This window comes from Sulfurisphaera sp. (genome assembly GCF_059755235.1).
Window position 1 is genome coordinate 1 of sequence record NZ_DBPRYF010000030.1, and the last position, 24,206, is coordinate 24,206.

The following is a 24,206-nucleotide window of genomic DNA, read 5'->3' on the forward strand; positions in this document are numbered from 1 at the left end:
TTTTCGTCCACAATATCATCTTTTGTTAACTTCTTTTCTCTCATTAATTTATCAAGTTCTTGTAGAAGCATCATGAAGAATGGTTTTTGTGCTGTAGCAACATATTTGTCCTCTGCTTGGGATCTTACCATATCTATTAGTTGCCCATAAACTAGGTAAAGAGACCCTTGTGGAGGTATGTATAGTTTTCTTAATTTGTCTTGTGAGTAGAGTTCTTCGAAGGCTTTTCTAATATACTCTCTATAGTCATTTAATTCCTCTGGGATTACATGTGTTCTTAGTAATCTCCTTCCAGCGTCAGCTTCATTGCTTGGGAGTCTCTCAAGGCTCACTAGCCTGGAATTTAGTTCAAGTAATTGATCAAGGAGTAGTACTGCATATTCCATTGACACGTCTAATATAATCACTTTCAGCTCTGGTATAGACTGTAGTGCTTTTCTCACTAGTAAGGCTGTCAAGTTTGATTTTCCAGAACCAGTATATGCAAAAACTCCTAGGTGGTACTTGATTGCTTTTCTAAGGTTAATTTTCAAATCCACATTTTCATTCATTACTTTTCCTATTTCAACTCCATCCTCATAGAAGATGAACTTTTCATATGCTTCAGATGTAAAGATTTTGACTTTTGAGCCTAAAAGCGGAGGGATATAACCCTTTGTGAATCTTATTTCTTCTTTTCCGTTTTGGTTAATTTCCATATAATAACCTACTGGAGAAGCATACACTTCTATCCAAGCTTCATTTCCATTCCAGCTCTCTTCTACTCTTCTCATTATTTCGTCCCTTAACTCTTTTGGAACCGTGCCATCGAGATTTATCATTGCATAGTGAAGTGGCAAATAGTCGGTTATTTCCATTAGTAGATATTTGCGATCTTGAAGTGTTTCCACTGCAAGTAGTTTGCCTGGTGCTAAATCAATGTTTCTCGAAAAGGGAAATTCTACTATGAAATTTCTGAATGTTATTGAGCCTCTTCCATCTGCTGTAGGTCTTGTAAAGACCTTTATTTCCCTCAATCTACCTTCAGTATCAAGGAATAATTGCATTTCATTTCCTCCTATTCTTTTCTATTATACTACGGAATTGCCTATATCTTTGAGGAAACTTAGAGATGACAAAATCTAATTCTTTCATTTTCTTATCCCTATAAAATTTTGCGACTTTATCTGCCAGATAAAGGGGATAGTTATAACCAAGTGCTTCTGGTACTGGCTCTTTACCTAAGAGATATAGGATTGAAAGTATATCCTCCCAATCTTTATTTATTGTCGTTTCTACTAGGAATACCCAGCTAAAGGGGAATAACTTAAAGTAAGCGCCCTTTATTTTCCCTTCATCAGTTGGCACTAACCATGGGGTTTGCGCTTCTACTTCTACTCTCTTTGAGGGATCTTTTACTATCGCTATAACGTTATCTTTGTAAAACTCGTCAAAAGTTATTTTCCTATCAAGAAAGAGTATATCAACATTGCTTTCTTTTTTAGCCTCTTCATACTCTAATTTTTTCATTTCTTCTTCTGGTTGACAGTCTTCACATATCTCATCTACGTAGTCTATTCTAGAAATATAAAACTTATCATTTTTTACTTCCCCTTGTACTTTACTGACTATTATATAAGCAACGTTTCTATCTGTAAGTTTAACCTCGTGCAAACTGCCGTCAATTGCTGAAAACGAGAAGCTCCACTCATATTTACCCTTTTTCAAATTAATAATTGTGGTAAAAACTCCATTAGAGCTCATTACAGATAATCTCCTACCTTCAATTAGAGTATTGATAGCTAAAAAACTTAGAGAACTTGGTATGAGCCAGAATAAAATCGCTATGTTATTAGGTGTTACTCAGCCAGCTATAAAACAATACCTTGATGAAAATGAAGAAGAACAGTACAAAAAGCTTGCTAAGTTAGGCTTAGAAAGAGAAGAAATTAACCAAGTAATAGAAGACTTGGTTGATATACTTAGTAAAAATGATGTAAAAAATGCAATGTACTACATTACTGACGCTGGCCTTAAATATTTATCAGAATTAAAATTCTGTAAATATCATAAAGATATTGATAAGTATATTCCCCAAGATTGTGATATTTGCAGGTACATCTATAGGCAGAGTGAGGAAGAGAGAATGGAAGTAGCCCTAAGTATGCTACAAAATGAATTAGTTACACCCTTGATCCCAGAGGTCCTAAGTAATCTAGCCTTTGCAAAAAAGAACCCTAAAACTATTCGTGACATTTTAGCGGTTGAGGGAAGGATTACCAAGGTAAAGGGATTACCTACGCCTGCGTCCAATCCAGCTTGGGGAGCAAGTACACATTTAGCTACTATTCTTCTGAAAATAAGCGAAAAAGCACCTTCTATTCGTTCCGTTATGAATATCAAGTATGACAAGGGAGTAGATAAAGCAGTAAAAAGTTTGGGTATGAAGATTGCATATGTAGGACCTTCAGATGATAGTGATGATGAAAGTATTGCAAGATTGATTTACTCTGTATTTTCTGAAGATATTGAATGTGTTGCTCATTTAGGTGGGAAGGGTATTGAGCCCGTATTATATGTTTTTGGCAAAGACCCTGTGGATGTAGTAAAGAAAGTTGTAGAAATAGGCAGAAAATATAGAGAGATGACCGAAAATTAATTGAGCTTGAGTAATACTGATTCTATTTTGCGAATTACTTAATTACTCGTTTACCCATAATGTTGTTATGCAACAGCTACAAGATGTCGTGAAAATGTTGGAAGAAATAGAAAAAATTATAAAAAACACTACAATAAGTGAAGAAAACAAGGAGTACATAGAAAAAATTCTCTTAAAGAATATGAACATAGAGGCTGAAATATATACAAAGTATTTAAGGAGTAGTAAATAATATTTATTTTTGTGAGATATGAAGTTTATTTAGACCTACTTCAAGGAGAGAAAAAAGTCCTTACGAATAGTGGAGATGTCATAGGATTAAGTAAAGATTTGAGTAAAGTATTACAAGAACATGGTATTAGAGCTGATGTATTTGGAGACTTTGTGATTGATTATGTTAGAGAAGCTCAGCCCCTTTATACACTACATGTTTCCGGAAAACAATTCTCAATGTTATGCCCTAATATAGCTGTTTTTATTGAGTTATGGATAACTAACGCAGAGAAAACGTTTCAGTCATTTTTAGCTATAATAAACTACTCCGGAAATGTTCAGATGTCAATTTCTAAACCCGATCTTTTTGATAGAGTCATACTTGACGTGACTAAAAAGACTATTGATTTTCTTAATTGTTTAAGGGTTGAAATGCCTTTCCTTTATCGGTTCATAATATTTGAATTTTTCAGTTCATTCAGAAAACTTTCTGAAGTGAAATTTGAGGGAATAGTCGATAAGAATTTTGTATTAGCGGATTATAAGGATAGAGGTCTAGTTTGGGAGATAGATTCAACTGTGATGGATTATACTACAACAATTTCGAAAAAGATTTTATCTATTTGAGATAGTAGTTATTAGTGGTAAGTTGAGCTACATTGATTATTTGGAACAGAGGTTCAGAAACCTTAATGAAGGCGTGTCATTTCTTTTAGCAATATTGTCATTAGCTGTAGCATTTATTGGACCTAGATACTTTCACTTAGGCGGATCCGCGATAGTTACTGGAGTTCTCATCCCTATAATTACTGCTGCTATAGCTATTGTACCACACGAAATAGCACACAGACAAAGTGCAAGAAATTATGGATGTGGCTCTAGGTTTATTTTAAGTTTCAAAGGTTTCATTGTGACATTACTTATTAACCTTCTTAGCGGGATTACTGGATTTGGAGCTTTAATTTTCGTATCAGGTTACACCGGGATATTTTGCAGATTTGGATTGATGGGAAAAGATGTAGAAGGAAAGACAGCATTTGCAGGTCCAGCTACTAACTTAGCTATAGCAATATTATCTCTTTTACTATTTTACACTCTGCCAATTACAAACATTTACATTGGTTATCTCTTGCTTGAATTATTTGCGTTCAATAGCTACGTAGCGTTCTTTAACTTAATTCCAGTACCGCCATTAGATGGTCAAAAGGTCATGATGTGGAACAAGGGAATTTGGGGTGCTGCATTCATATTTGCACTTATATTAACCTTTATGCCCTTTTTATAGTATATGAAGGCTACAATAGTCATAATGATCCTTGTGACGATAGGTTATATAATAGGGCAAGTCTTATCTTCTACACATTCTCTGTTTCTTTATTACTTAATCCAAGTAAACTACCTTGTCCTTAATTATGGATTTTATTGGCAGTTAATTACGTCTATATTTGTCACGCCTAGTTTTGCCGATTGGTTATTTAATATTATTGCTTTATATTTTATTTATTGGCTTTATAGAAGTCAAAACGGAAAAATGGAATACATAGTATTTTTGTTAGGAGGGATTGTAGGCAATATTTTTTCTCTTTTGCTTTACCCTCCCCTTACTGCTTCATCTGGTGCATCAGGAGGAATATTTGGAGTTTTTGCGTACTATGCGGTCTCAGATTATCTAAAAGATAGAAAAGCAAACGAAATAGCAATTTTTCTTCTAGCAGCTATTTTCATTTTAAGTGACATTAACATTTTGCCACTTAATGTGGATATATGGGCACATACTGGAGGGATAATAACGGGAATATTACTATCCTTGCTGACTTTTAAATTAAATGAGGCAAGAGGAAAAGTGTGAACCTAATAGAGGAAGTACTTCTAATAATAGGTCTAGCAATGTTCCCTTATGGTATTTATGAAATATGGAAAGGAATTGGGGATAGACAGACAAAACTATTTATTATAGGTATTTCAGTCCTGCTGTATTTAGTGGAGACTATTTTAGCATTGAGATAAAATAAATTTGTATATGATTATATTAATCACCGGAACTCCAGGGACAGGGAAAAGCACTATAGCGTCCCTGCTTTCAACAAAATTAGGCTATGAAAAAATTAATGTTTCTTCTTTTTTAATTCAAAACAAAGTTTTCTCTGAATATGATGAATTAAGAAATAGCTATATAATTGACGAAGATAAGGCTATAGAACTTCTAGCTTCAACAATTAAAGATAATGTAGTTATTGAGACAATTTATCCCTCATTGATAAGTAAGGCTGACAAAGTCGTAGTCTTGAGAAGAGATCCAAGAGTTTTATATAAAGAACTAAAGGAAAGAGGATGGAATGAACTAAAAGTGGCTGAAAACGTCATGGCTGAAGCTCTTGGCGTTATAAGCAATGAAGCAAGGGAAAGCTTTTCCAATGTTTGCGAAATTGATACTACAAACAAAAAACCAGAAGAGGTTGTTGAGCAGTTACTTGAAAACAAGTGTGAAAATATAGACTGGTTAAATAATGACGAAATTGGCAATCTCCTAATTTCGTTAGATAAGATTATTAGTTACTATGAAGATAGTAATATCAATGAGTAGTAATCCTTTTAGAATATCTTCACCTCAGCCTACCTCATCTCAAAAACAGCCTAGAGATTTAAGAAAAGTAAACCAGCAAGTTCAAGCTGCTGACTTAAAAATTCAAATGAAAATGAAAAGCGTAAAATACAAGATAGCTGTCCTTAGTGGAAAAGGTGGAGTAGGTAAGTCTTTTGTTTCGTCAAACTTAGCTATGGCTTTAGCAGCTTCCGGTAGAAGTGTAGGAATAGTGGATGTAGATTTCCATGGTCCTTCAGTTCCTAAAATGCTGGGAGTTAGAGGACAATATTTAACTGCAGATGATAAGGGTGGGATAAACCCAGTTATTGGACCTTTTGGAATAAAAGTGGTTTCGATTGATTTTCTTTTACCCAAGGATGATACACCAGTAGTCTGGAGAGGTTCAATAAAGCATACCGCAATAAAGCAATTCCTAGGGGATGTTAACTGGGGAGAGTTAGATTACTTAATTGTAGATATGCCACCAGGCACTGGAGATGAAGCATTATCGGTAGTTCAACTTGTGCCAAATCTAACTGGAATGGTAATTGTTACAATACCTTCTGAAGTATCGACGTTAGCTGTTAAAAAATCAATCAACTTCGCCAAAACTGTAAATGCCAGAATTCTTGGAGTAATAGAAAACATGAGTTACTTTATATGCCCATCTGATGGAAAAGCTTACTACATATTTGGAGAAGGAAAAGGAAAACAAATGGCAGAAGAAATGGGTGTCCCATTATTAGGACAAGTACCCTTAGATCCAGTAGTAGCACAAGCAAATGACTTAGGTGAGCCGTTCTTCTTAAAGTATCCAGACCATCCAGGATCAAAGGAGTTTATGAGAATAGCAGAAGAAGTAATCCACGTGGTAGAAAATTCTGAACAAGCCCAAAAAAGCTCTAGCTAGAGACAGTAGAAAATAAAAATTTCTTTCTTTCGTAATTAGGTTCTTTCTTTACTTTGCCTTCTCTCACTAGCTCGGCTAGGGCTTCCCTAAATGTTATCATATTAAAGTCATATCCATTTTCTATTAGTTTATCCCTTATTTCGGTGGAAGTTTTAGGCCCTTCTTTGCTTAATAAATCTATAATAACTTTTTTTAATTCATCCTTATTCATGTTTAGTATAATACAATACGTATAAAGTATAAAAAAGTTATTAGACAGAATAGTAGTTAAATTTAAAAAATAGTTTATTTAATATTAAACATGTAGGTGATTTAAAAAATGAGTATTGAAATTACTGAAAAAAGCGTAATTTTTAAGAGATTCCTTGCTGTAGCCTATGGACTCTCTGAAGCTGAAATTGATGCTTTCTTGAAAATTATGGAAAGTAAGGAAGGAAAGAATGTTGATACAATCTCTAGTGAATTAGGAATTAGTAAAAGCAGAGCAAGTTTAATCCTTAAAAAACTCTCTGATGCAGGTTTAATTGAAAAAGAGAAGAGCGGAAATAACAAAGGAGGAAGACCAAAGTTCATGTATTATGTTGACAGGAATGAGATTAGAGCAAAGTTGGACAAAAAAGCTAATGAACTTTGTGAAGAGTTAAGACAACTTATAACCTCTTTGAGCTAAAAACTTCTTTAAAAATGGAGTTTCTTCAATCTTCTCCTTACTTAGATATTCAAGGTAAATTCCTTTAGGTTTTTCTCTTTTTCTCTTTGTGTAAATTAACTTAGTAGGGGTTGCTATTATATCAATAGGTACGTCATAAGGTTCAGTAGGAATGAAGTCTACTATCTGAACGTCATGAACTGTTGTCGCAATTGGTGTGTTTTCATCAACTTTTCCTAGTTCCCTAAGTATTGCAAATTCTAGTTCACTATATCCTTCACCTTTTCCTGCCCTATCACCATCCAAAGTTACAGCAACCGAACCAGCAACGATCAAATCAATCTTAGAAAGAGATGTTAAATCAACTACCTCTCCGTATCTAGAAAAACCGCTTATAGCAGATGCTTCTTTATAATTACTAATTTTTTCTGGGTCTAGTAAGTAGAAATCTCCTCTTAACCTAGGAGTTGGAACCAATAGAATTTTTCCTTTTCTTAAAACAAGCTCTCTCACTGGTCTTTGGGGAGCATCGGGGTTTACCTTGATGAACTTTGCATTTTTAAATTCCTTTGTCTCTGAAAGTTTTATTGCTGCTTCAACAGCACCCTTAAAATTAGGTATTCTTCCATAAACTGGCCTTGGAAAAGATGCTATATTTTTATCTTCAAGTAATTTCCAAATCTTTTCCCTAATTTCAGATTTTGAGAGCATTTATACCTTGATATAATATGTAAACTCCAAAAGCTAAAAGCACTATAAATGAAAATATCCTTACCCATATGACGTAGTTTTCTCCTATTTTATTAACTATTCTGGGAAAAGTTAAAATCCAGATCAAAATTCCAGTAAAGAAACCTGGAGCTATAAAGAGGGAGAATTGCTGAAGCATAGGTATTCCAAAGGTTATCCACCAACTTATTTGATAAGGGTTAACAAGGGCAGTAGTAAGGCCTTTTATGTAACTTCCTTTAACTGTTACAGTAAATCCCTTAATCTTTAGAACTCCATATGCCAAGTATAGCATATAAGCGCCGCCAATAAAGTAGAAAATGATTAACACGTCACTGGGTATTATGCTTTTAAAGAAGTAGGTTATCCAAAAGAAAATGAAATCAGCAGTCATTGCCCCGGCTCCAACAGCAGTTCCATGAAGGTGAGATTTTATAGATTCACTTGCCATCATTGCATTTATTGGCCCTGGAGGTGCAGCAATAGATAAACCCATTACAATACCTAGAGCATAAGAATAAAAAATATTCATTGTATATTTAAGTCTTTTAATATCTTTTTAAATCTTAATGCATCATCAAAAGAGTAGATATTGTTAAACATTATATAGGCTTCTATCTCCCCCTTTACAATGTTTGCCAGTTTCATCAAATCTTCATCTGTATATTTATATGAATAGTTTACCTCTCCTTTTCCTATTCCATGAAGCCTATAATACTTTCTGCTTGTTAAAGAGTTATGCCTAAACGGATCGACAACGTGAATTATATCTAGTTCTTGAAAGATCTTTTCTAACAAACTTATATTTGAATACCAGGCTTCACCTCTAGGCTCCCAACCGTATATGAAAGATTTGTCAGCGGAAGAAAAGAAATCCTTAAGGTTTTTAACATTCTCCTCTGTTGGTGTAAAGGATGAGGGGGTTTGAAATATTATAACCTTAGCCCCAAGAATTTTCGCTTCGTTCAGTGTGATTTCAAAAGCTTCTTCAACTTCTTTTGTTGGCTTAAAAAATCCGTAATTTTCTTTGTTTCCAAATTGCTTTTTCATCCTTTTATATGTAGTTGGATTATACTCATGGGTTATGACTTGCAATGCTTTTACGGTAAATTCAACATTTCCAGCTTTTTCTTTCCATCTCTTTAGCGTATCTTCATCTACTACATCATAAAATGTTTGTTGTACTTCTAAGGCATCAAAATACTTAAAGTGCTTATAAGTAAAGCCGCAAGTGCCTACTTTTAACACAATAGATATGGAAAAAAGTTTATTTTTAAGCTTTGTTACTAGTTTACTGTGAACAATGAAGAAATTATAGAAAAAATTAAAGAACTCTATAATAAGGGGGAAAGCATAAGGCAAATTGCTAAGGAACTTAACATGAGTTATAGTAAAGTGAGGAGATTATTAATAAAAAGTGGAGTTCAATTAAGGAGTTATAGAATTAGTAAAGAAATTGAGGAAAAAATTGTGGAATTAGCTAAGAAGGGATTAAGCGCTAGAAAGATCAGTAAAGAGTTAAATTTAAACGAAGTCACTGTACATAGAGTTCTATCTAAACATAACCTTGGTAAAAGAATCAAGAGATTAAAAGCAGAAGAGATAAACACAATTATTCAAATGTATAAGGAAGGGAAATCAATTTATGAAATTGCAAAGAAATTAGGAAGATCAACTAATCTGATAGCGTACTATCTAAAGAAGTTCGGAATTAAAAAGTAGTTCACTCATGTATTTTCTTCCACATCTCTCTAGCTAATTCCCCATCATACTTGAACTTGTCTACTAAGTCTTTAGCTTCTTCTCTTTTTTGCCTATGCTTCTCTAAGAAGTCATTTAGCTTCTCAATCAGAATCATCTTTAGCTCTCCCGATAGCAGTTTCCCTGACCTATAATCTTCTTCTATTTTCTTTATTTTTGCATCATCTTCCTCAAAGAACATATATAGCCACTGAAATGCAACATCTATATCTGGATTACCCCCATATTTTCTATGTAACTCTACTGTAGGTTGACCTCCAGAAAATGCATATTTCATAATTTTCCTTTCTACAGTTTTTGGATCATCAGTTAAGTAAATCGCAGTTTCTGGCTGAGAGGAACTCATTTTACCTTCTGGGCCAGTTAAAGGTGGAAGGAATTTGCTATGTATTTGTGCTGCCTTGTAATAGCCTAAACTTTCAGCAATATCCCTTTGCAATCTCCAATAGGGATCTTGATCAATTCCAGCAGGTATTAAACATCTCTTTTTCTCAAACATTGTTGGAGCAATTTGCAACGCAGGATACCATATTATTCCTATATTTGAAGAAGTGTCTAAGCCAAAAGTGGCTCTTATCTCTGAAAAAGTTAGTTTTTTAGCAATTTTTATAGCAATGGGATACATATTCCTTATGTATTCTGTATCTTGAAATATGAATGTTTTATCTGGGTTAAACCCTACTGCTATTATATCTAAAATGTTCTCATAAGCCCATTGCCTTGTTTGATCGAGGGTGTAATCCTGATTTCTTAAAAACTTTTCATCATCTGTAATTTCAATGTACACATTTACATTGAATTTGTCCTGCAACCATTTAGTAAATATGAAAGGAATTAAATGTCCGATGTGCATTCCTAAAGAAGGTGCTCTGCCAGTATAAAGAAAGAATCCCCTCCCCTCTTCATAATCCTTTAAAACCAAATCTAAGTCTCTGTGAGAGAAGAAAACGTCCCTTCTTAACATAACGTGTAACTCATCATGAATTAACGACTTAATTTTCTCCTTTAATTCTGGGGTTATCTTCTTAGTTCCAAATTGAGCAATTAATTTATCATAATCTACTTTTCCTTTAACTTCCCAAGGAGTTACACTAAAATCTTGAGCCATAATATAAGAGCAAAAAGAGGAAATTTAAAAATTAGGTAGAAAAGATTTATGATTTCTGAGAAGAAGCTAATCCTCCAGCTGGTAGCTCTGGGAACTGTTCTTTCATTCTCTGTTCTGCAATCATTGCTGCCTCTTCTAATATCTTTCTTGCTTCTGGAGATGATGCAACTCCTACTGTGCCAACTCCGCTGAATTCTCCTGCAGCTATTACTACTTCTTGTAAGCTATCACCGAGTTCGCCAAGCTCAATTGACAATTCTGGCATTATGCCCTTTAATGTGGTCTTTAATTCGCTAATTACTCCCATTACTGGGATTAGATTTACATATATGTCGCCAAGTTCACTAACAGTCTCTAACCTTAGTGATACTTGCTCTAATGCGATTTGTGTTGTTAATAGCTGTTTTGTTATCTTCCTTATTTCTGCTACTTCATTTGCATACATTGCTGCCCTAGTAGTGTCTTTATTCATTTGTGCCTCTACAACTCTCTCAAATAATGTTTTGTCTCTTTCTTGCATCCTAGCAATGTAAGCGTCTAATCTGCTTATCATTGATCTTACTTTGTATTGAGCTTGAATTAGCCTATACTTTAGAGGTTCTTTGCTCTTTGGAATTTTCTCTTTTTCATTACCTGCCCATATCTTTTGGAAATCTTCTTTTCCCAACATGTTCAACTATTATCTTATCACGATAAGCTTATAAAGAGGATTATGTCATAATATGAGCTTAAAAGTAAGGGAGGAGAATAAAATAATTAGTATGCCTATATTTGCTGAAGATCCAGATGTCGATATACTTACGAATGATAATGCTTTAAAAGTATTTGTGGATTTGCGAGGAAGGGACTTAAAAAACGAAAACCTAGTAGTGAAAGCGGATAAAGAAGGTGTGTATATTTTTGATAAAGAGAAAAAGAGTGTAATAAAAGTTATTTCTTTGCCAGAGCGTGTTGATCCTAGCTCAATTTCGTTTATTGAGAAACACGGAACTTATATAATTACGCTTAAAAAATTGTAAAGCAAAAGAAAAGTATGACTGAAAAGTTATACTTAACCAATTCCTATTTGAGAGAATTTAAGGCAAAAGTAGTAAAAATTGACGGAAATAAGGTCTTTCTTGATAAAACTGCCTTCTATCCAGGAGGAGGGCTAGAAGAAGATAAAGGTTATTTCATATTTAATGGGCAAAAGATTGAAGTGAAGAGTGTAAAAGAGGAAAGCGGAGAAATAGTACATGAAGTTGAGAGCTTGCCCTTCAAAGTTGGAGACGAAGTTGTAGGAGTGATAGACTGGGAAAGAAGATATAGGATGATGAGACTTCACACAGCATCTCATATTATTGCGTCCATAGCGTATAATAAGTACAACGCAAAAGTTACTGGTGGGCATATATCGCCAGAATATGCAAAAGATGACTTTGATATAGATGATAAAAACAAGCTGGTTGAAATAATCAATGAAGCTAATGAGATAGCAAAGAAGAATATCCCTGTAAAAGTTTATTTCCTAAAGAGAGAAGAGGCATTAAAAATACCCGGAATTGTGAAACTTGCCGAAAGGATGCCACCAGATATTGATACTTGGAGAATAGTAGAAATAGAGGGAGTTGATATACAAGCAGATGGAGGGCCCCATGTTTCCAATACATCAGAAATTGGGGAAATAGTTTTGCTAAAGGTGGAAAATAGAGGGAAAGGGAGAAAAAGAGTTTACTACGCTGTCAAACCGTAAAAGTCCTAACCCCAAACATATTTTATACTTAGTATAAACCTAACCCCAAACCCCCCAATTATTCCTAAGAAATTTATTATAGCTAGATAAAGCGAGGACATATGTAATGTAGAGAAAAACAAAATGAAAAGAAGTTTAGTCAAATCACCGTAATGCACTAAAAGAATGACAAGGGAAATGACTATTACGTATTGTACTATTCCACCAACAAGTGAAGATAGGTGAAATCTTAATATCCTTGAGAGTAAAGGATTATTTCTGCTGTCTTTAAATGTCCAAATATCATTTAGAACGAAGTTAAACAAAATGGAAACTTCTATTGCTAAAGCTAATGAGATAGCAATTGGAACAAAAGGTTTTAAAGTCAATAGCACACCCTCATTAACTATTGTTCCAAGACCACCAACTATGGTATACTTAATTATTTTCTCAAGCAATTTGTTATTCTCTATTATCTTCCTAAACACATTTTACACTAGTTTATAATGATTAATAAAGTTTATCACACTACAGAATCTCGTTTAGAAGAGTTATTAGCTCTTCTATGTTATTTCTTAAAGAAATCCTTCCATGTGTTATTCTAAGCCCTATAAAGCCTTCAGAGTCTCTAATTTGAAATCCGTATTGCCTTAGAATTTTGTTGACTTCTGATGAAGGAATGGGAAACTCAGCCAGAAAATATGGAGCTACAGTATTATAAATTTTGAATTTAGTTCTTATTGCTTTCAATTTTTCGATTAGCCTCTTTACTACCTCTCTTGACTTTCTAAAAAATTCTCTTACTTCTTTGGGATCTAGATTTACAAAAACGTAATAAACTAAGCTATTAATACGCCATGGAGGGGCTTTCTCTTCAATTTGCTTCGAATATTTTCCAATGGTAAAGCCTAGCCTTAATCCTGGTATAGAAAGGGATTTTGTAAATGAGGAAATTACAAGAAGGTTATCAAATTCTTTCGTATATTTAATAGAACTTGAAATTAAGCTAATATCTGCAAAAGACTCATCTAGTATAAGTTCCCTACCTGAAGACAGAAAATTGAGAATCTCCTTTTCTTTTATATAGCTTCCAGTAGGATTAATTGGGTTGCTAGTTATAACGCAATCGCCTTGAAGATAATACTCAAATTCTTTCTCTTTCTCTATTGCTAGATAGCTCTTAGCTCTTGGATATTCAGAAAAATTTGGCTCTGGGACAAAACACTTTTTATCAAGAAGCTTTATAGCCTCAGAAGAGCCATTAAAAACGCCAATCAGCTCTTCATCTACATCATAAAGCTCAGCAATAAACTCTTTTAATTTTCTATAACTTTGTGGAGGATAATATTCATAAACTCTCTTCTTTACCCCCTCTTCAATAAGCTCTCTTATTCTTGGCAAAGTACCAAAGGGATTGAGGTTGACGCTAAAATCCTCAATTTTCTCCGGCTCTTTGCTCCATTCTACCCCTCCATGCTTCATATTCCTCTTTCTTTAAAATATGCTTCAATAATATTCTTTTCCGCCCTTCTAATGATTTCTGCTAATGTAGAAGCGCTTATGTTGAGCTTTTCTGCCAACTGATTAAGTGTTATCTTTCTAGGGAAATCAAAAAACCCTGCTTCTAAGGCTATTCTTAAGATTTGTTCCTGTCTAGAGGTAATTATATCATCTGACTTAGCCTTAACTACTTTAAGCACCTTAACGTCAATTTTTGAATCAACAAACTCTTTAAGAAGCCTCTTTAACTCTCCATAGCCATCAATTATTACAGTCCAAATTATGGAATCTGGCATAACAATTCCTTGAAGGATTGTGTACTTGGAAAGAATAGATATTGTTTTAGAGTTGACCTGCAAAGTCCCTAAATATGCGTTTTTTGATACTTTAGTGAACGAAGGGTGAATATCTTTTCCCTTATACTCTATCAGAATTTTGTAACTGTAATTGTCATGCCTAATATCTAGAATGGTTACAGAGCCTGAATTCAGACCTTCATTAACGATCCAGTCCTCTAATGGGGTCTTTATTGCTACGTGGAGAATCATTCCCGAACATATTAGGGGTTTAAAATATTTTAATCTATTGCCAGTTAATAATTGGGGATTTGAATGGGCATCGATCCAAACTACAGAACAAATAGGCAAGTTGTGGGAGAACATAATGGACATAAAGTATATGGCCCTGTTGAGCCACCAAAAGTCCTTGGAATTCACGGAACTATAGTTGGAGTAGATTTCGACATATGCATTGCTGATGGATCATGTATAAATGCATGCCCAGTTAACGTATTCCAATGGGTTGACACACCGGGTCACCCAGCTTCAGAAAAGAAAGCAGATCCAGTAAATGAGCAAGCTTGTATATTCTGCATGGCTTGTGTAAATGTTTGCCCAGTAGCTGCAATAGATGTAAAGCCACCGTGAATTTTTTCTTTTTTCCACTCTGCTTTTTCACTCAGAAAGCTAATTAGCTAAGAAGGTAGAAAAGATTTGTTTTTATTTAGTTGTGCTAGTATTTTCAATAAATACGCAATTCAGATTTGCATAATTATGTGTTTTAAAACGTCCTACAAACAATCTTCAGCAAAAGTACATATTGTTAGTAATTAATTACTCCTGACCCGAAACTAAAAATCATTAGTTCTGGAAAGACATCATTATTAAATAAAGGAGAGACACACGAAATTAACGTGAGCCCCCTTACCTGAGTGAAATTCTTTTTTCCTAGTATTCTTAATGGTTAGAGAGAATTAGGCTGAGAAAAAGATCGATTTTTCTCTTATTTCTGACTAACTTTTTTAGTCTTTTTATCATTACCATTCTTTTTTTTTTAGGGTAAAGACTAAGAGCTATACGATTGTACTTACTTATGAAAATCTTTATATACTAGAATTCAATGTAAAATTTTGATCTATATGGCTGGAGTTGCAGCAGAGGGAGCAGAAGAAGGTATAGAAACAGCTTTGGGAGGAGGGTTAACAGGAGTATTAATAGGGAGTTTCTCTGCTTTATCTACTATAATATCAATAAACCAAGCGGAGTGTATAATTAACACTCTTAAAGGATGGGAGAAAGGTAAAATTTCTATGTCACCTAATGTTGTAAATCCGCAAAATGAGACTGTTAGACCAGCAATAACTTTTGCTTTTGATATAGTTAACAACCAAGTTAAAGTCCCAGACTTATTAGGACATGGTTTGCTTGTAACTACAAAGGATCAGCACTTCCTTTATATAGGCAGGCTTAGCCCAAATTGGGCTAGAGTTGCAATAGCACAAGGAGGATATGTAACTGATAAATTTATAGGGAAGAGGGCTGCCCAGTTTGTAGGACAAGAACTTTCCAAAGCGGCAAAAACGTTGAGTGAATACCTTGGTATGCCATCACAGCCAATCTCTTTAGACACCTTAGAATTTGGAGTCTTAGACTTAGGGCCAGTCAGTAAATATCAGCAAAGAAGTGGCAAAGCGTGGGTAAACCCATTGCATATGCAGCAATGTAAATCAAACAATTGGCTAGGAGATATAGCAAGCTGGTTAGAGAACTTTGCTAATGATTTCTTAGTACAAGATAGAATGACTGCAATACCGCTTTACACATTATATCTCCTTCAATATTTTGGCAATTTAAATCCTCCTACAGACTATAAATTTGATAAGTCTCATTATTATTACTCTATCAACCCAGAAAGAGGAGAGGAGAATTTGAAGACTATCTCAAGTATTTACCCTCTTTATTATTTCACAGTTACTCTTAAAAAATGGGTTGGAGGTACTACAACTTATGCTTTTTCTTACGCGAACTTCATAGGAAACCATATAAGGGCAAGGGATCTTTCTTATTACTCTATTGACGAAATCTTAAAAGTTGGTATTGGCTCACCATTACAATCCTCAAACTACTGTGTAAACTATTGCTCTCAGTTTGGAAACTTTGGGCAAAATGTTGGTATAGGTAAAATAAGTGTCTTAACTTCTTCTCAGTACGTTTATATCGCAGTGCCACACCCCAATTATGCTGATATGACTACAGAAGAGATTAAGAATTACTATCAAGAAACGCTGGGACTCGGAAATCTTATAGATTATTTCCTAGCTTTTGGAGTAATAATGATACCAATAATGGAGGAACTAGAGAAAAAGTATAACCCTTACGTGGCTTACTTCACTTACTTACAAACTCCAGTAACAAACAACGAAAGTGAAGCAAGAAACGAAGCAAATCAGATTGCTGAAATAGGTAACAAAATATACCAAAGGGCTAGAGAAATATTGATTAACTCTGGGATGTATGAGGCAGCAAACTTTGTTGGGGAGTGCTTAGTTGAGGTTGCTGATGCCTATGGAGATATAAATCAACAAATAAATAATGTTGTTCAATGTGCAATTCAAAAAGCTGGACCAGAAGAGTTTCGTTTTAGGCCAGAGTGAAATTCTGCATTACGTGTAAATGCGTCCAAATTATTAAGCGAAGGATTTTTAAGGGGGTAGGAAAAATATAATCTTGCTAGTTAGACAGAAAGAAAAAACAAGAAAAAAGATCTAGAAATGCCGCGGTAGTATAGCCCGGCCAAGCCTCGCCGAAAGTATGCGGGCCTTTCGAGCCCGTGACCCGGGTTCAAATCCCGGCCGCGGCACCTCCCTTCCTTTTATTTTCATTGCTAAGTTTCAGAAGTATCAGATCTAAAGCCCAGCAATAATAAGAAATAAGCTTACTTGTCTTAAAATGTCAAATTTGAAAAATCTTTTAGTTATCGATAAGTCTACGTACATTTGAAAAACGAAGGATATCTATTCAAGTGACAAAAGATTATTTTGCAGTCTCTATACGATAACCTTAATTAAAAATATCAATTAATCACGATGAGATATGAAGATGATTTATAAAGGACTTAGATAACTAGCTTTTTATTTATCTATATTTGATAGCCACAAAAAGAAGATCGATAAATAGCTTAACTCAATAAAAATTGCAGACGCTATCTTATTCTATCCTCTCTTTATTCACTACTCATTTAGTCTTAGCTAGCAAAGCCAATAAGTTACTAAATAGTTTAATCGATAGACTATTATAGATTCTTAAAAATTTTTAATACTATAATTTCTCATAGAATTTTGATCTAGATGGCTGAAGTTAATACAGAGGGAGCAGGAGAATTTATATCTCTTGGGGCATGGATGGGATTATTAATAGAAAAATTAGATGTTATATCTTCTATAATAAAAAGAGAACAAGCAGAGTGTGTAATCAATACTCTTAAAAAATGGAGAAAAGAACGCAAAATTTCTGAGTCGCCCTATGACATAACCCCACAAAATGAGACTATTAGGCCTGCAATAACTTTTGCTTATGGCATAATTGACAATCAAGTTAAAGTCTCAGATTTAGTGGGTCACGGTTCGCTTGTAATTACCAAAGACGGACATCTCCTTTACATAGGTAGGCTCAATCCAAATTGGGCTAGAGTTATAATAGGTAAAAGAAGTTATACAATTAGAAAAAATCTAGGAAAACGCTTTGCACAAAAAATTGAAGAAGAGCTTTATAGGGCAAGAACAAAACTTAATGAAAATCTTAGCAAATCGCAACCTATAATGTCTTTAGACACTCTTGAATTCGGAATTTTAGATTTTGGATTAGTAAGTAAACTTAAAGAAGTATTTGTTGATGAAGATAACATTAAGAGTATAATAAATCCTTTGCATATGCAACAATGCAGATCAAACGATTGGCTAGGAGATATAACAAGTTGGCTAGAGAACTTTGCCAATGACTTTTTAGCACAAGGTAAAATGGTAGGAATACCGTTATATTTAATACACCTCCTTGATTATTATTACAATTTATCTCCTTCAGATTGGAAATTAAATGATAATTATTATCATCATACAAACTCAAAGCAGAGAATCGAAGATTTACACGTAATTTCAGCCCGTCTTCCTCATTATTATTTCACTATCACTTTTGGCAAATGGGTAGATAAGAACTTCTATGTTTATTCTTACTCAGACTTTATAGGAAATTATATAAGATCTGATTCTATAGTCTTTTCTTCCTACTCTGTTAACGAGATCTTAAGAATAGGCATTGGTTCGCCTTTGCAATCCTCGGATCATTGTAATGCCAATTGCACTCAATTAGGAAGTTTTGGGCAAAACATAGGTATAGGTAGAATAAATACTAAGGGGAACGCTCCTCATGTTTACATTGGGGTACCTTACCCTAATTACGCTGATATGACTACAGAAGAAATTAAGAATTATTACCAGGAACTGCTAGAGATCGGAAATCTTATTGATTACTCCTTAAAGTCTACGAGCATTATTATGTCTATTATGGACGAGCTAGAGAAAAAATATAATGCTTCAATTTCGTATTTCACTTTTTTACAAACGCCAATTACTGATGACGAAAGGGAAGCAAAAAACATAGCTACAAAAGTAGCTGAGATAGGTTACAAAATATATCAGAAGGCAAGAGAAAGATTAATCATAAAAGGGAAATATGAGGCATTAGATTTTGTAGGACAATGCATAGTTGAGATTGCAGATGATTTTAAAGATATAGACGAGCAAGTAGATGATGTAGTTCAATGCTCGCTTAAAAAAGCTGGAATATTTGAAGAAGACGAAGAAGAGGAATTTGAATAAATGATGAAATTATAGAATGCCAACAAAGAAAACTTTTCCTGTTAAAGGAGAAATCCTCTTATTTATGTATTTATATACTATGTTTTCATAGTATATATTGTGAAAGTTCAAGTTGTGAAAGATTACTATTACGTCACAATGTATGATCCTCAGCTCAAGAGGCCTAGACGTTTCTATCTTGGCAAAGGGGAGAGAGGTAAGAGAATGGCTGAACTAATTGAGTTTGCAAGTAAGTTGAGGGTTTCAGATGAAGAAAAGAGAGATTATCTTGAGCACTACCTTGATAAACATGCTAACGTTACAAAGAGCGAATATGTAATAATGTCTTTTGTTGCAGGCGAGTTCTTATGGGAGTGGAGTGAAAGTTCAAGGAAGCATTCAGAAAAAGGATAAGATTTGTAAAGCGCTACTACCCAGATTATATGCTAATAGGAAGACTTGCAAGAAATGTTTATGCAACGCCAGAAACAACTCTTGATATTGATTTATTAGTAGACCTTGATGACCATAAAACCCTGGCCGAACTTATAGAGAGGGCTTCCCTTGAGTATCAGATATCGCCAACTGAAGTTGGACATTTCCAATATAAAATGTTCATTCATGGCATTAGAATAGACTTGGTCAAACCGCCACTTTTCAAGCTTGATGAAGAAGTAATCTCGCATAAACGTATTATAAAAATTAAGGGGATAGGAGAGGTTCAAGTAGCTTCACCAGAAGATTTAGCTATACTATATATAATATCGTCTTTAAATAGAGGAGAAAGAGATCTAATAAAGGCAAAAGATGTTATAGAGTACTCTAAAGCAAGAAACGATTTTAACGAAGATTACTTTTTAAGGGAATGTGAGAAAAATAATGTTAAACCGATTTGCATAACATTACTTTCAAACAGATAGAGGATGTAGCCATTACAACATTTTGATTTCTATATAGAGACGTAGCTAACTGATTAGCTGAAGGTTTCTCACGTTTGTTGCAAATTCTTTGCAATTAACTTTTGTCTTAACTTTAACAATCTCTTTAACGCTTCTGACTTAACCTTTCTCCAGTCCTCGTCAACATTAACTTTTAACCTCACAAGGATAACTATGTGCTCTTTATCGCTTTGCTCACTAATATATGGTCCTTCAACTAAATCAAAGTCTCTTAGCTCCTCTTTTATCATTTCTTCTAATCTGTCAAGATCGACTGAAATTAAGGGGTACTCAACTCTTACATTTATTATTTGTTCCTTAGAGTATTTAGATGTGTAATCAATAACTGAAGAATCTAATAACACAATGTTAGGTATTCTTATTTCTCTCATATTTTCAAGAAGAATTCTGGAATAAAATAAGTCTATCTCAACAACAGTCCCTTTATACCCTTGTTCTATGAAATCTGGTGAAAAATATTTATAAGCGGGAAATTGAGCTGGAAAATAAGGCACTCTAGTTGACACTATTCTTACTTTATCTCCTACTGTTATATAACCAGTTAGCATTATCAATAAACCGGCAAAGAAATTGCTTAGTATTGGTTGAAGGGCGATACCAACAACTAGACCTGCAAATGCGCTACCCGCAAATAGCCCAGAAGAGCTTACTCCTAGTGGTACTAAAACTGTAAGGAAAACTATAATATAACCGAGGTATTTTATGCCATTTGCAAACACATTAGCTTTTATTCCAAGTTTTTGTTGAGTTGTAATCCTAATAGCTTCTGATATAGAGGCGGCAATCCATAGTCCAATCAGAATATATAACGCTATTTGAATGTAATGAACTACTAATAATATATCACTTACATTGGAAAGCCTTGCTAGTTGTAAAAAAAATGATATTATCTTTTCTAATAATACACTTAAAGCAATAAGAAAAACTGCTATAATAAGACGAAAAGTAAACTTCATTGCATTATCAATGGTATTAGAGAATTATAAAAAACTGAAATATATGCGGGCCCGCCGGGATTCGAACCCGGGACCTACGGGTCGCTCCCTACCTATCTATTTCGTTAAGAGCCCGCCGCTCTACCTGGCTGAGCTACGGGCCCACAAAATTCAATAAAAAACCTAATATTTAAATTAATCGTTCATCTTCTTCTACTACCAGTTGTTAACATTATATACCCTACATAACCAAGGTATCCAAAGACTCCGAGAATAATAAAGAAGTTAAGGACTTTTATAAAATATCCTGAGAGCTTAAAATTTCCAATACTAATCTGAACTCCAAGAAAAAGTATCTCAAAAGAAAGGACAATTACAAACACGGAAAGTGCTATCAGTCCAAGACCCATTAGCCTAATTTTTACGTAATTCATTAAGCAAATCCCTCACAGCCAATCTAACGGCTTCCCTTGATGAGTATTTGGGTCTCCAGCCCAACCTCTTAATTTTGCTTATGTCTAACAACATAAATCTAACGTCTCCAGCCCAACCTCTCCCATCTCCAGGGTCAATATATACATGTTCTGGGAAAACATTCATTTCCTCTTCAACAATTTTAGCAATTTCATCAACAGTTATCCAATCCTCATTTCCTAAATTATAGACTGAGTATTGACCTTCACTTCTTTCAGATAAAAACACCAATCCTTCAACAGCATCGCTTATATAAATGTAACTTTTCTTTTGCTTCCCATTGCCAAGGATTTCTAGCCTCTTATTGTTCTTTAAAATTTTATGCACAAAATCATATACGACTCCGTGAGAAACCCTACCACCAGTTACGTTAGCTATACGAACAGAAACCCCTTTTATTCCATACACTCTAGAATAATACTCGACCATTAGTTCCCCCATTAGTTTATATAGACCGTAATTGGAAATAGGTCTTAACTCTGCATCTTCCGGTGTTGGAATCTTTTGTGCTTCTCCATATACTGTAGATGAAGAGGCAAAGACTACGATTTTAGCATCGTTTTTCCTTGCTGTTTCTAATGTGTTTAAGGTCGCTTTAACATCCCTCTCAAAGTGCTCAATAGGATCTATCATAGAAGTTCTAACATCCGGGTTTGCTGCTAAATGAAAGATCACGGAGTCTTTTGGTACTTTTATTTCTGTCTCTTTTCTTAAATCTGCCTTAATATATTTTGCCTTTTGGTTAACATACTTTCCATATGAAAAATCATCAATTACAATAACTTCATCCTTATTGACCAGGTAGTCTGTTAAATGACCTCCAATATAACCAGCTCCTCCAGTAATTACATAAACCATAAATTAATTATAACTGGTCAAGTTATATAATTAAACCAGAAAGAAGATCTCTACTTCAAGTACTCACACAATATTTCATACATCTTATTTTTGAAGCTCTCCTTACTAAACTTCTTAGCCCTCTCATGCATCTCTTTACTTAAGTTTTGTCTCCCTTTTATTATCTCTTTCGCAATTGAGACTGCTTCTTCTACACTAGAATATGAAAACTCTGGGACTATTTCACTTCCACCACTTTCTTTTGGTACTATTGGTATTGCCCCAGCTGCCATTGCTTCAACTATTGGTATTCCAAAGTGCTCTCCCACTGTTGGGTGGAAATATAATTTAGCCCTTGAAAGAACTTTAAGAACTTCTTCTCTTGGCAAATTAGGTAAAAACTCAACGTTTGCCTTCAGCTTTTCCTTAAGTCTAACTAGTTCATTAAAGTACTTTTTATCGTTCAAACTCCCAATCAAAACACCTTTAATTCCGCTTAAAGAAGAGAAAACAATTGAGTTTTCTAACATTTTACCCCTTTCGAACCTTCCTATTGTAACGAAATAGTCCTCTTTCTCTTCAGTGAAAGCTTTTGAGTAAAATTCGACATCCACGGGCGGATATATTACTTCCGGCAAGGGGATTGAGTAAGTTTCTGCTATTGCTTTTGCTGAGTATAAGGAGTTTGCAATTATTCTAGCCTTTTTAGCCTCATCTTTCATTCTGGTTATTATAAATTTAAATGGTAATAGATAAAGCTTCCAAAACAAGGACTTTGAATATTTGCTAGGAACAGAAGAGATTGCAGGGGCACCAGCATAAATTACATGAGGTGCTATAGAGGAAAGAGGGAGAAGAGTGCCAGATACGTTAAGAAAGACTTTTGGTTTCAGCCTTTTAGCAGGGAAATAAACTAAAAGCCTTTGATATTTGTCAAACCTTCTTATATGAAATGGGAAGAGGTACTCAGCCCTAATAGAATGATCGTAAGGCTTTCCCACACTAACTGCCACAAAGTCGATTTTATGTTCCTCAAGCATTTCAAAAGCAGTCCTATAAACATACCCTTCTCCACTATATCCTTTACTAGCTCCTAGACCATGAGCTATAACGGCTACACTTATTTCCCTCATTACGTAAAAATAGTAGATGGAAATTATTATACCAATCGGCCCTTCAGATAAGCTTGAATGGGTAAAGAAATCTGTAGAGTCGGCCTTACAGCAAAAAGCGAAAGTGATTATCTATGATAACAGTGAAAGAAAAGATTTACAAGAATTTTTTGAAAGTATAAAGAGTAAAATTGTTTATGTGAAAGAAAAGAGGATGAAAAAAGTAAATATGGCTAGGCTAAGAAACAAAATGTTAGAATTAGCTGACGAAGATTACGTAATATTCCTTGACAGCGACGTTATAATAAATAATGCAGAAAAAATAATGGAAAAACTTAGAAACGGCATTTCTTACACCTGGATGCATTATGCATATCACGAAGAAGACATAAATAAGCCTCTAAAAGTAGGAGAAAATAACCCAAATTTGGGGTGTGCAGGGCTAAATGTAAATGTTATTAAAAAGATTGGGGGTTTTGATGAAAGATATGAAAGGAGCGAGGACGTTTGGCTTTATTCTAAGTTAAAGAAACTAGGCTATAAGGTGGAACCTACGGAAGGAAGATGTTTACATTTAAATAAGACCCATGCGAGAGAAGATTTTAAATCAGCAATAAAAGAAGCGAGGAGAAATTTATGGAGAGGTAAATATGAGGTTATGTTAATATTTGACGGTCTCGCAGATATTTCTTTTTTGAGCGGGTATTTATATTACGGAAGTTATTATGTTTTAGGAATACTTTCAGCTTTCATCCCTTACTTTTTGCCATTATATATTCCATTAGTAGGATATGGAATATATTATTACGGCGGTATTTAAAAATATTTTTATAATTTTATAACAGGGTTTTCTTTTGCATTATCACTTTCTTATTGCCTAGCTTTTAACTTTTTAAGGGGGGAAAGAAAAGGTAATTAAATTAAACAACTTTAAATCTTTCTCTTATACACATCC

General features: G+C 34.3%; 32 protein-coding genes, 2 tRNA genes and 1 pseudogene. 19 read left to right on the forward strand and 16 right to left on the reverse strand.

The window, feature by feature from the left end; all coding sequences use genetic code 11:
• Both AC3OCB_RS04350 and AC3OCB_RS04355 read right to left on the reverse strand, forming a co-directional pair.
• Positions 1-1,046 (reverse strand): helicase HerA domain-containing protein (locus AC3OCB_RS04350; protein ID WP_498341007.1); only part of this gene is annotated, 1,046 nt, incomplete at its 3' end.
• A 1-nt stretch (position 1,047) separates the two neighbouring features.
• Positions 1,048-1,743: a DNA double-strand break repair nuclease NurA gene (locus tag AC3OCB_RS04355; protein ID WP_498341009.1), complete on the reverse strand. Its 696-nt coding sequence runs from the start codon at positions 1,741-1,743 to the stop codon at positions 1,048-1,050.
• On the opposite strand from AC3OCB_RS04355, the gene AC3OCB_RS04360 reads away from it, so the two are divergent.
• The 8 genes from AC3OCB_RS04360 (at position 1,718) to AC3OCB_RS04395 (ending at position 6,345) form a co-directional block, all read left to right on the forward strand.
• Positions 1,718-2,638, forward strand: a complete 921-nt coding sequence (locus tag AC3OCB_RS04360) for a thiamine-phosphate synthase family protein (protein WP_498341010.1) — start codon at positions 1,718-1,720, stop codon at positions 2,636-2,638. The two genes, AC3OCB_RS04355 and AC3OCB_RS04360, sit on opposite strands and share 26 nt — an antisense overlap.
• Before the next feature lie 67 nt (positions 2,639-2,705).
• Positions 2,706-2,870 carry a hypothetical protein gene (locus AC3OCB_RS04365; RefSeq protein ID WP_498341012.1) on the forward strand — a complete coding sequence of 55 codons (165 nt, stop codon included), beginning with the start codon at positions 2,706-2,708 and terminating at the stop codon, positions 2,868-2,870.
• A gap of 11 nt (positions 2,871-2,881) precedes the next feature.
• A complete protein-coding gene (locus tag AC3OCB_RS04370) occupies positions 2,882-3,478 on the forward strand; it encodes a hypothetical protein (RefSeq protein WP_498341013.1) in 597 nt (198 codons plus the stop codon).
• A 22-nt stretch (positions 3,479-3,500) separates the two neighbouring features.
• Positions 3,501-4,136, forward strand: coding sequence for a zinc metalloprotease (locus tag AC3OCB_RS04375; RefSeq protein WP_498341014.1), 636 nt, complete (start codon positions 3,501-3,503; stop codon positions 4,134-4,136).
• A 3-nt stretch (positions 4,137-4,139) separates the two neighbouring features.
• Entirely contained in the window at positions 4,140-4,700 is a 561-nt protein-coding gene (locus AC3OCB_RS04380; protein WP_498341015.1) for a rhomboid family intramembrane serine protease, read from the forward strand.
• Positions 4,697-4,858, forward strand: a complete 162-nt coding sequence (locus AC3OCB_RS04385; RefSeq protein ID WP_498341017.1) for a hypothetical protein — start codon at positions 4,697-4,699, stop codon at positions 4,856-4,858. Before AC3OCB_RS04380 ends, AC3OCB_RS04385 begins: the two co-directional genes overlap by 4 nt.
• Positions 4,859-4,871: 13 nt before the next feature.
• A complete protein-coding gene (locus AC3OCB_RS04390; protein ID WP_498341018.1) occupies positions 4,872-5,435 on the forward strand; it encodes an adenylate kinase family protein in 564 nt (187 codons plus the stop codon).
• Positions 5,428-6,345, forward strand: a complete 918-nt coding sequence (locus AC3OCB_RS04395; protein ID WP_498341019.1) for an Mrp/NBP35 family ATP-binding protein — start codon at positions 5,428-5,430, stop codon at positions 6,343-6,345. The genes AC3OCB_RS04390 and AC3OCB_RS04395 overlap by 8 nt, the downstream gene beginning before the upstream one ends.
• On the opposite strand, the gene AC3OCB_RS04400 is transcribed toward AC3OCB_RS04395, so the two are convergent.
• On the reverse strand, positions 6,338-6,556 hold the full coding sequence (locus AC3OCB_RS04400; protein WP_498341020.1) for a hypothetical protein: 219 nt from the start codon (positions 6,554-6,556) through the stop codon (positions 6,338-6,340). The genes AC3OCB_RS04395 and AC3OCB_RS04400 overlap by 8 nt on opposite strands.
• 108 nt (positions 6,557-6,664) lie before the next feature.
• On the opposite strand from AC3OCB_RS04400, the gene AC3OCB_RS04405 reads away from it, so the two are divergent.
• Complete coding sequence (locus tag AC3OCB_RS04405; protein ID WP_498341021.1) at positions 6,665-7,015, forward strand: helix-turn-helix domain-containing protein; 351 nt, start codon at positions 6,665-6,667, stop codon at positions 7,013-7,015.
• On the opposite strand, the gene AC3OCB_RS04410 is transcribed toward AC3OCB_RS04405, so the two are convergent.
• The 3 genes from AC3OCB_RS04410 to AC3OCB_RS04420 are packed head-to-tail and all read right to left on the reverse strand — an operon-like array spanning position 6,986 to position 8,971.
• Positions 6,986-7,705, reverse strand: a complete 720-nt coding sequence (locus tag AC3OCB_RS04410; RefSeq protein WP_498341022.1) for a 5-formyltetrahydrofolate cyclo-ligase — start codon at positions 7,703-7,705, stop codon at positions 6,986-6,988. The genes AC3OCB_RS04405 and AC3OCB_RS04410 overlap by 30 nt on opposite strands.
• Complete coding sequence (locus AC3OCB_RS04415) at positions 7,689-8,255, reverse strand: LysE family translocator (protein WP_498341024.1); 567 nt, start codon at positions 8,253-8,255, stop codon at positions 7,689-7,691. Before AC3OCB_RS04415 ends, AC3OCB_RS04410 begins: the two co-directional genes overlap by 17 nt.
• Positions 8,252-8,971: a DUF72 domain-containing protein gene (locus AC3OCB_RS04420; protein ID WP_498341025.1), complete on the reverse strand. Its 720-nt coding sequence runs from the start codon at positions 8,969-8,971 to the stop codon at positions 8,252-8,254. Before AC3OCB_RS04420 ends, AC3OCB_RS04415 begins: the two co-directional genes overlap by 4 nt.
• Before the next feature lie 48 nt (positions 8,972-9,019).
• Here AC3OCB_RS04420 and cbp1 point away from each other — a divergent pair, with 48 nt between their 5' ends.
• The gene (cbp1, locus tag AC3OCB_RS04425; RefSeq protein WP_498341027.1) at positions 9,020-9,445 is read left to right on the forward strand and encodes a CRISPR DNA repeat-binding protein Cbp1; all 426 of its coding nucleotides are present in this window, start codon (positions 9,020-9,022) and stop codon (positions 9,443-9,445) included.
• 1 nt (position 9,446) lies between these two features.
• Here cbp1 and AC3OCB_RS04430 read toward each other — a convergent pair whose 3' ends face one another.
• Positions 9,447-10,592: a tryptophan--tRNA ligase gene (locus AC3OCB_RS04430; protein ID WP_498341028.1), complete on the reverse strand. Its 1,146-nt coding sequence runs from the start codon at positions 10,590-10,592 to the stop codon at positions 9,447-9,449.
• 46 nt (positions 10,593-10,638) lie between these two features.
• Positions 10,639-11,262, reverse strand: a complete 624-nt coding sequence (gene cdvB1/B2, locus AC3OCB_RS04435) for a cell division protein CdvB1/B2 (protein ID WP_498341029.1) — start codon at positions 11,260-11,262, stop codon at positions 10,639-10,641.
• Between the two features lie 52 nt (positions 11,263-11,314).
• On the opposite strand from cdvB1/B2, the gene AC3OCB_RS04440 reads away from it, so the two are divergent.
• Together AC3OCB_RS04440 and alaXM are read left to right on the forward strand one after the other, a co-directional pair.
• Positions 11,315-11,611: a hypothetical protein gene (locus AC3OCB_RS04440; protein WP_498341031.1), complete on the forward strand. Its 297-nt coding sequence runs from the start codon at positions 11,315-11,317 to the stop codon at positions 11,609-11,611.
• Between the two features lie 14 nt (positions 11,612-11,625).
• The gene (alaXM, locus tag AC3OCB_RS04445; RefSeq protein WP_498341032.1) at positions 11,626-12,324 is read left to right on the forward strand and encodes an alanyl-tRNA editing protein AlaXM; all 699 of its coding nucleotides are present in this window, start codon (positions 11,626-11,628) and stop codon (positions 12,322-12,324) included.
• A 5-nt stretch (positions 12,325-12,329) separates the two neighbouring features.
• Here the strand turns inward: alaXM and AC3OCB_RS04450 are convergent, their stop codons facing one another.
• The 3 genes from AC3OCB_RS04450 to AC3OCB_RS04460 are packed head-to-tail and all read right to left on the reverse strand — an operon-like array spanning position 12,330 to position 14,351.
• Entirely contained in the window at positions 12,330-12,791 is a 462-nt protein-coding gene (locus AC3OCB_RS04450; RefSeq protein ID WP_498341033.1) for a GtrA family protein, read from the reverse strand.
• A gap of 40 nt (positions 12,792-12,831) precedes the next feature.
• Positions 12,832-13,785, reverse strand: a complete 954-nt coding sequence (locus AC3OCB_RS04455; protein WP_498341034.1) for an aminotransferase class I/II-fold pyridoxal phosphate-dependent enzyme — start codon at positions 13,783-13,785, stop codon at positions 12,832-12,834.
• Entirely contained in the window at positions 13,782-14,351 is a 570-nt protein-coding gene (locus tag AC3OCB_RS04460) for a helix-turn-helix domain-containing protein (protein ID WP_498341035.1), read from the reverse strand. The genes AC3OCB_RS04455 and AC3OCB_RS04460 overlap by 4 nt, the downstream gene beginning before the upstream one ends.
• A gap of 63 nt (positions 14,352-14,414) precedes the next feature.
• On the opposite strand from AC3OCB_RS04460, the gene zfx1 reads away from it, so the two are divergent.
• From zfx1 to AC3OCB_RS04490, 6 genes are all read left to right on the forward strand, one after another.
• Positions 14,415-14,729: a zinc-containing ferredoxin Zfx1 gene (gene zfx1 / locus AC3OCB_RS04465; protein ID WP_498341036.1), complete on the forward strand. Its 315-nt coding sequence runs from the start codon at positions 14,415-14,417 to the stop codon at positions 14,727-14,729.
• A 491-nt stretch (positions 14,730-15,220) separates the two neighbouring features.
• Positions 15,221-16,735, forward strand: coding sequence for a hypothetical protein (locus AC3OCB_RS04470; protein ID WP_498341038.1), 1,515 nt, complete (start codon positions 15,221-15,223; stop codon positions 16,733-16,735).
• Positions 16,736-16,854: 119 nt separating this feature from the next.
• Positions 16,855-16,941 (forward strand) — tRNA-Glu (locus AC3OCB_RS04475).
• 487 nt (positions 16,942-17,428) lie between these two features.
• On the forward strand, positions 17,429-18,955 hold the full coding sequence (locus tag AC3OCB_RS04480) for a hypothetical protein (RefSeq protein ID WP_498341040.1): 1,527 nt from the start codon (positions 17,429-17,431) through the stop codon (positions 18,953-18,955).
• 99 nt (positions 18,956-19,054) lie between these two features.
• Positions 19,055-19,348 carry a hypothetical protein gene (locus AC3OCB_RS04485; RefSeq protein ID WP_498341041.1) on the forward strand — a complete coding sequence of 98 codons (294 nt, stop codon included), beginning with the start codon at positions 19,055-19,057 and terminating at the stop codon, positions 19,346-19,348.
• A 29-nt stretch (positions 19,349-19,377) separates the two neighbouring features.
• Complete coding sequence (locus AC3OCB_RS04490) at positions 19,378-19,854, forward strand: hypothetical protein (protein ID WP_498341042.1); 477 nt, start codon at positions 19,378-19,380, stop codon at positions 19,852-19,854.
• A 68-nt stretch (positions 19,855-19,922) separates the two neighbouring features.
• Here the strand turns inward: AC3OCB_RS04490 and AC3OCB_RS04495 are convergent, their stop codons facing one another.
• From AC3OCB_RS04495 to AC3OCB_RS04515, 5 genes are all read right to left on the reverse strand, one after another.
• A complete protein-coding gene (locus tag AC3OCB_RS04495; protein WP_498341043.1) occupies positions 19,923-20,849 on the reverse strand; it encodes a mechanosensitive ion channel family protein in 927 nt (308 codons plus the stop codon).
• Between the two features lie 46 nt (positions 20,850-20,895).
• Positions 20,896-20,992 (reverse strand) — tRNA-Lys (locus AC3OCB_RS04500).
• Between the two features lie 39 nt (positions 20,993-21,031).
• Positions 21,032-21,262 carry a hypothetical protein gene (locus tag AC3OCB_RS04505; RefSeq protein WP_498341044.1) on the reverse strand — a complete coding sequence of 77 codons (231 nt, stop codon included), beginning with the start codon at positions 21,260-21,262 and terminating at the stop codon, positions 21,032-21,034.
• A complete protein-coding gene (locus tag AC3OCB_RS04510; RefSeq protein WP_498341045.1) occupies positions 21,243-22,160 on the reverse strand; it encodes an NAD-dependent epimerase/dehydratase family protein in 918 nt (305 codons plus the stop codon). Before AC3OCB_RS04510 ends, AC3OCB_RS04505 begins: the two co-directional genes overlap by 20 nt.
• A gap of 50 nt (positions 22,161-22,210) precedes the next feature.
• A complete protein-coding gene (locus tag AC3OCB_RS04515) occupies positions 22,211-23,272 on the reverse strand; it encodes a glycosyltransferase (protein ID WP_498341046.1) in 1,062 nt (353 codons plus the stop codon).
• Between the two features lie 16 nt (positions 23,273-23,288).
• Here AC3OCB_RS04515 and AC3OCB_RS04520 point away from each other — a divergent pair.
• A pseudogene (locus AC3OCB_RS04520) lies at positions 23,289-24,170 on the forward strand (glycosyltransferase family 2 protein).
• Positions 24,171-24,206 lie beyond the last annotated feature (36 nt).

What these genes read in the sequence shown, in the direction of transcription:
- AC3OCB_RS04355 (WP_498341009.1), bottom strand. Translation starts at nt 1,743, where the DNA reads ATGAGCTCTAATGGAGTTTTTACCACAATTATTAATTTGAAAAAGGGT.
- AC3OCB_RS04365 (WP_498341012.1), top strand. Translation starts at nt 2,706, where the DNA reads ATGCAACAGCTACAAGATGTCGTGAAAATGTTGGAAGAAATAGAAAAA.
- AC3OCB_RS04380 (WP_498341015.1), top strand. Translation starts at nt 4,140, where the DNA reads ATGAAGGCTACAATAGTCATAATGATCCTTGTGACGATAGGTTATATA.
- AC3OCB_RS04390 (WP_498341018.1), top strand. Translation starts at nt 4,872, where the DNA reads ATGATTATATTAATCACCGGAACTCCAGGGACAGGGAAAAGCACTATA.
- AC3OCB_RS04395 (WP_498341019.1), top strand. Translation starts at nt 5,428, where the DNA reads ATGAGTAGTAATCCTTTTAGAATATCTTCACCTCAGCCTACCTCATCT.
- AC3OCB_RS04400 (WP_498341020.1), bottom strand. Translation starts at nt 6,556, where the DNA reads ATGAATAAGGATGAATTAAAAAAAGTTATTATAGATTTATTAAGCAAA.
- AC3OCB_RS04405 (WP_498341021.1), top strand. Translation starts at nt 6,665, where the DNA reads ATGAGTATTGAAATTACTGAAAAAAGCGTAATTTTTAAGAGATTCCTT.
- AC3OCB_RS04410 (WP_498341022.1), bottom strand. Translation starts at nt 7,705, where the DNA reads ATGCTCTCAAAATCTGAAATTAGGGAAAAGATTTGGAAATTACTTGAA.
- AC3OCB_RS04415 (WP_498341024.1), bottom strand. Translation starts at nt 8,255, where the DNA reads ATGAATATTTTTTATTCTTATGCTCTAGGTATTGTAATGGGTTTATCT.
- AC3OCB_RS04430 (WP_498341028.1), bottom strand. Translation starts at nt 10,592, where the DNA reads ATGGCTCAAGATTTTAGTGTAACTCCTTGGGAAGTTAAAGGAAAAGTA.
- cdvB1/B2 (WP_498341029.1), bottom strand. Translation starts at nt 11,262, where the DNA reads ATGTTGGGAAAAGAAGATTTCCAAAAGATATGGGCAGGTAATGAAAAA.
- AC3OCB_RS04440 (WP_498341031.1), top strand. Translation starts at nt 11,315, where the DNA reads ATGAGCTTAAAAGTAAGGGAGGAGAATAAAATAATTAGTATGCCTATA.
- alaXM (WP_498341032.1), top strand. Translation starts at nt 11,626, where the DNA reads ATGACTGAAAAGTTATACTTAACCAATTCCTATTTGAGAGAATTTAAG.
- AC3OCB_RS04455 (WP_498341034.1), bottom strand. Translation starts at nt 13,785, where the DNA reads ATGAAGCATGGAGGGGTAGAATGGAGCAAAGAGCCGGAGAAAATTGAG.
- AC3OCB_RS04460 (WP_498341035.1), bottom strand. Translation starts at nt 14,351, where the DNA reads ATGATTCTCCACGTAGCAATAAAGACCCCATTAGAGGACTGGATCGTT.
- zfx1 (WP_498341036.1), top strand. Translation starts at nt 14,415, where the DNA reads ATGGGCATCGATCCAAACTACAGAACAAATAGGCAAGTTGTGGGAGAA.
- AC3OCB_RS04470 (WP_498341038.1), top strand. Translation starts at nt 15,221, where the DNA reads ATGGCTGGAGTTGCAGCAGAGGGAGCAGAAGAAGGTATAGAAACAGCT.
- AC3OCB_RS04480 (WP_498341040.1), top strand. Translation starts at nt 17,429, where the DNA reads ATGGCTGAAGTTAATACAGAGGGAGCAGGAGAATTTATATCTCTTGGG.
- AC3OCB_RS04490 (WP_498341042.1), top strand. Translation starts at nt 19,378, where the DNA reads ATGCTAATAGGAAGACTTGCAAGAAATGTTTATGCAACGCCAGAAACA.
- AC3OCB_RS04495 (WP_498341043.1), bottom strand. Translation starts at nt 20,849, where the DNA reads ATGAAGTTTACTTTTCGTCTTATTATAGCAGTTTTTCTTATTGCTTTA.
- AC3OCB_RS04505 (WP_498341044.1), bottom strand. Translation starts at nt 21,262, where the DNA reads ATGAATTACGTAAAAATTAGGCTAATGGGTCTTGGACTGATAGCACTT.
- AC3OCB_RS04510 (WP_498341045.1), bottom strand. Translation starts at nt 22,160, where the DNA reads ATGGTTTATGTAATTACTGGAGGAGCTGGTTATATTGGAGGTCATTTA.
- AC3OCB_RS04515 (WP_498341046.1), bottom strand. Translation starts at nt 23,272, where the DNA reads ATGAGGGAAATAAGTGTAGCCGTTATAGCTCATGGTCTAGGAGCTAGT.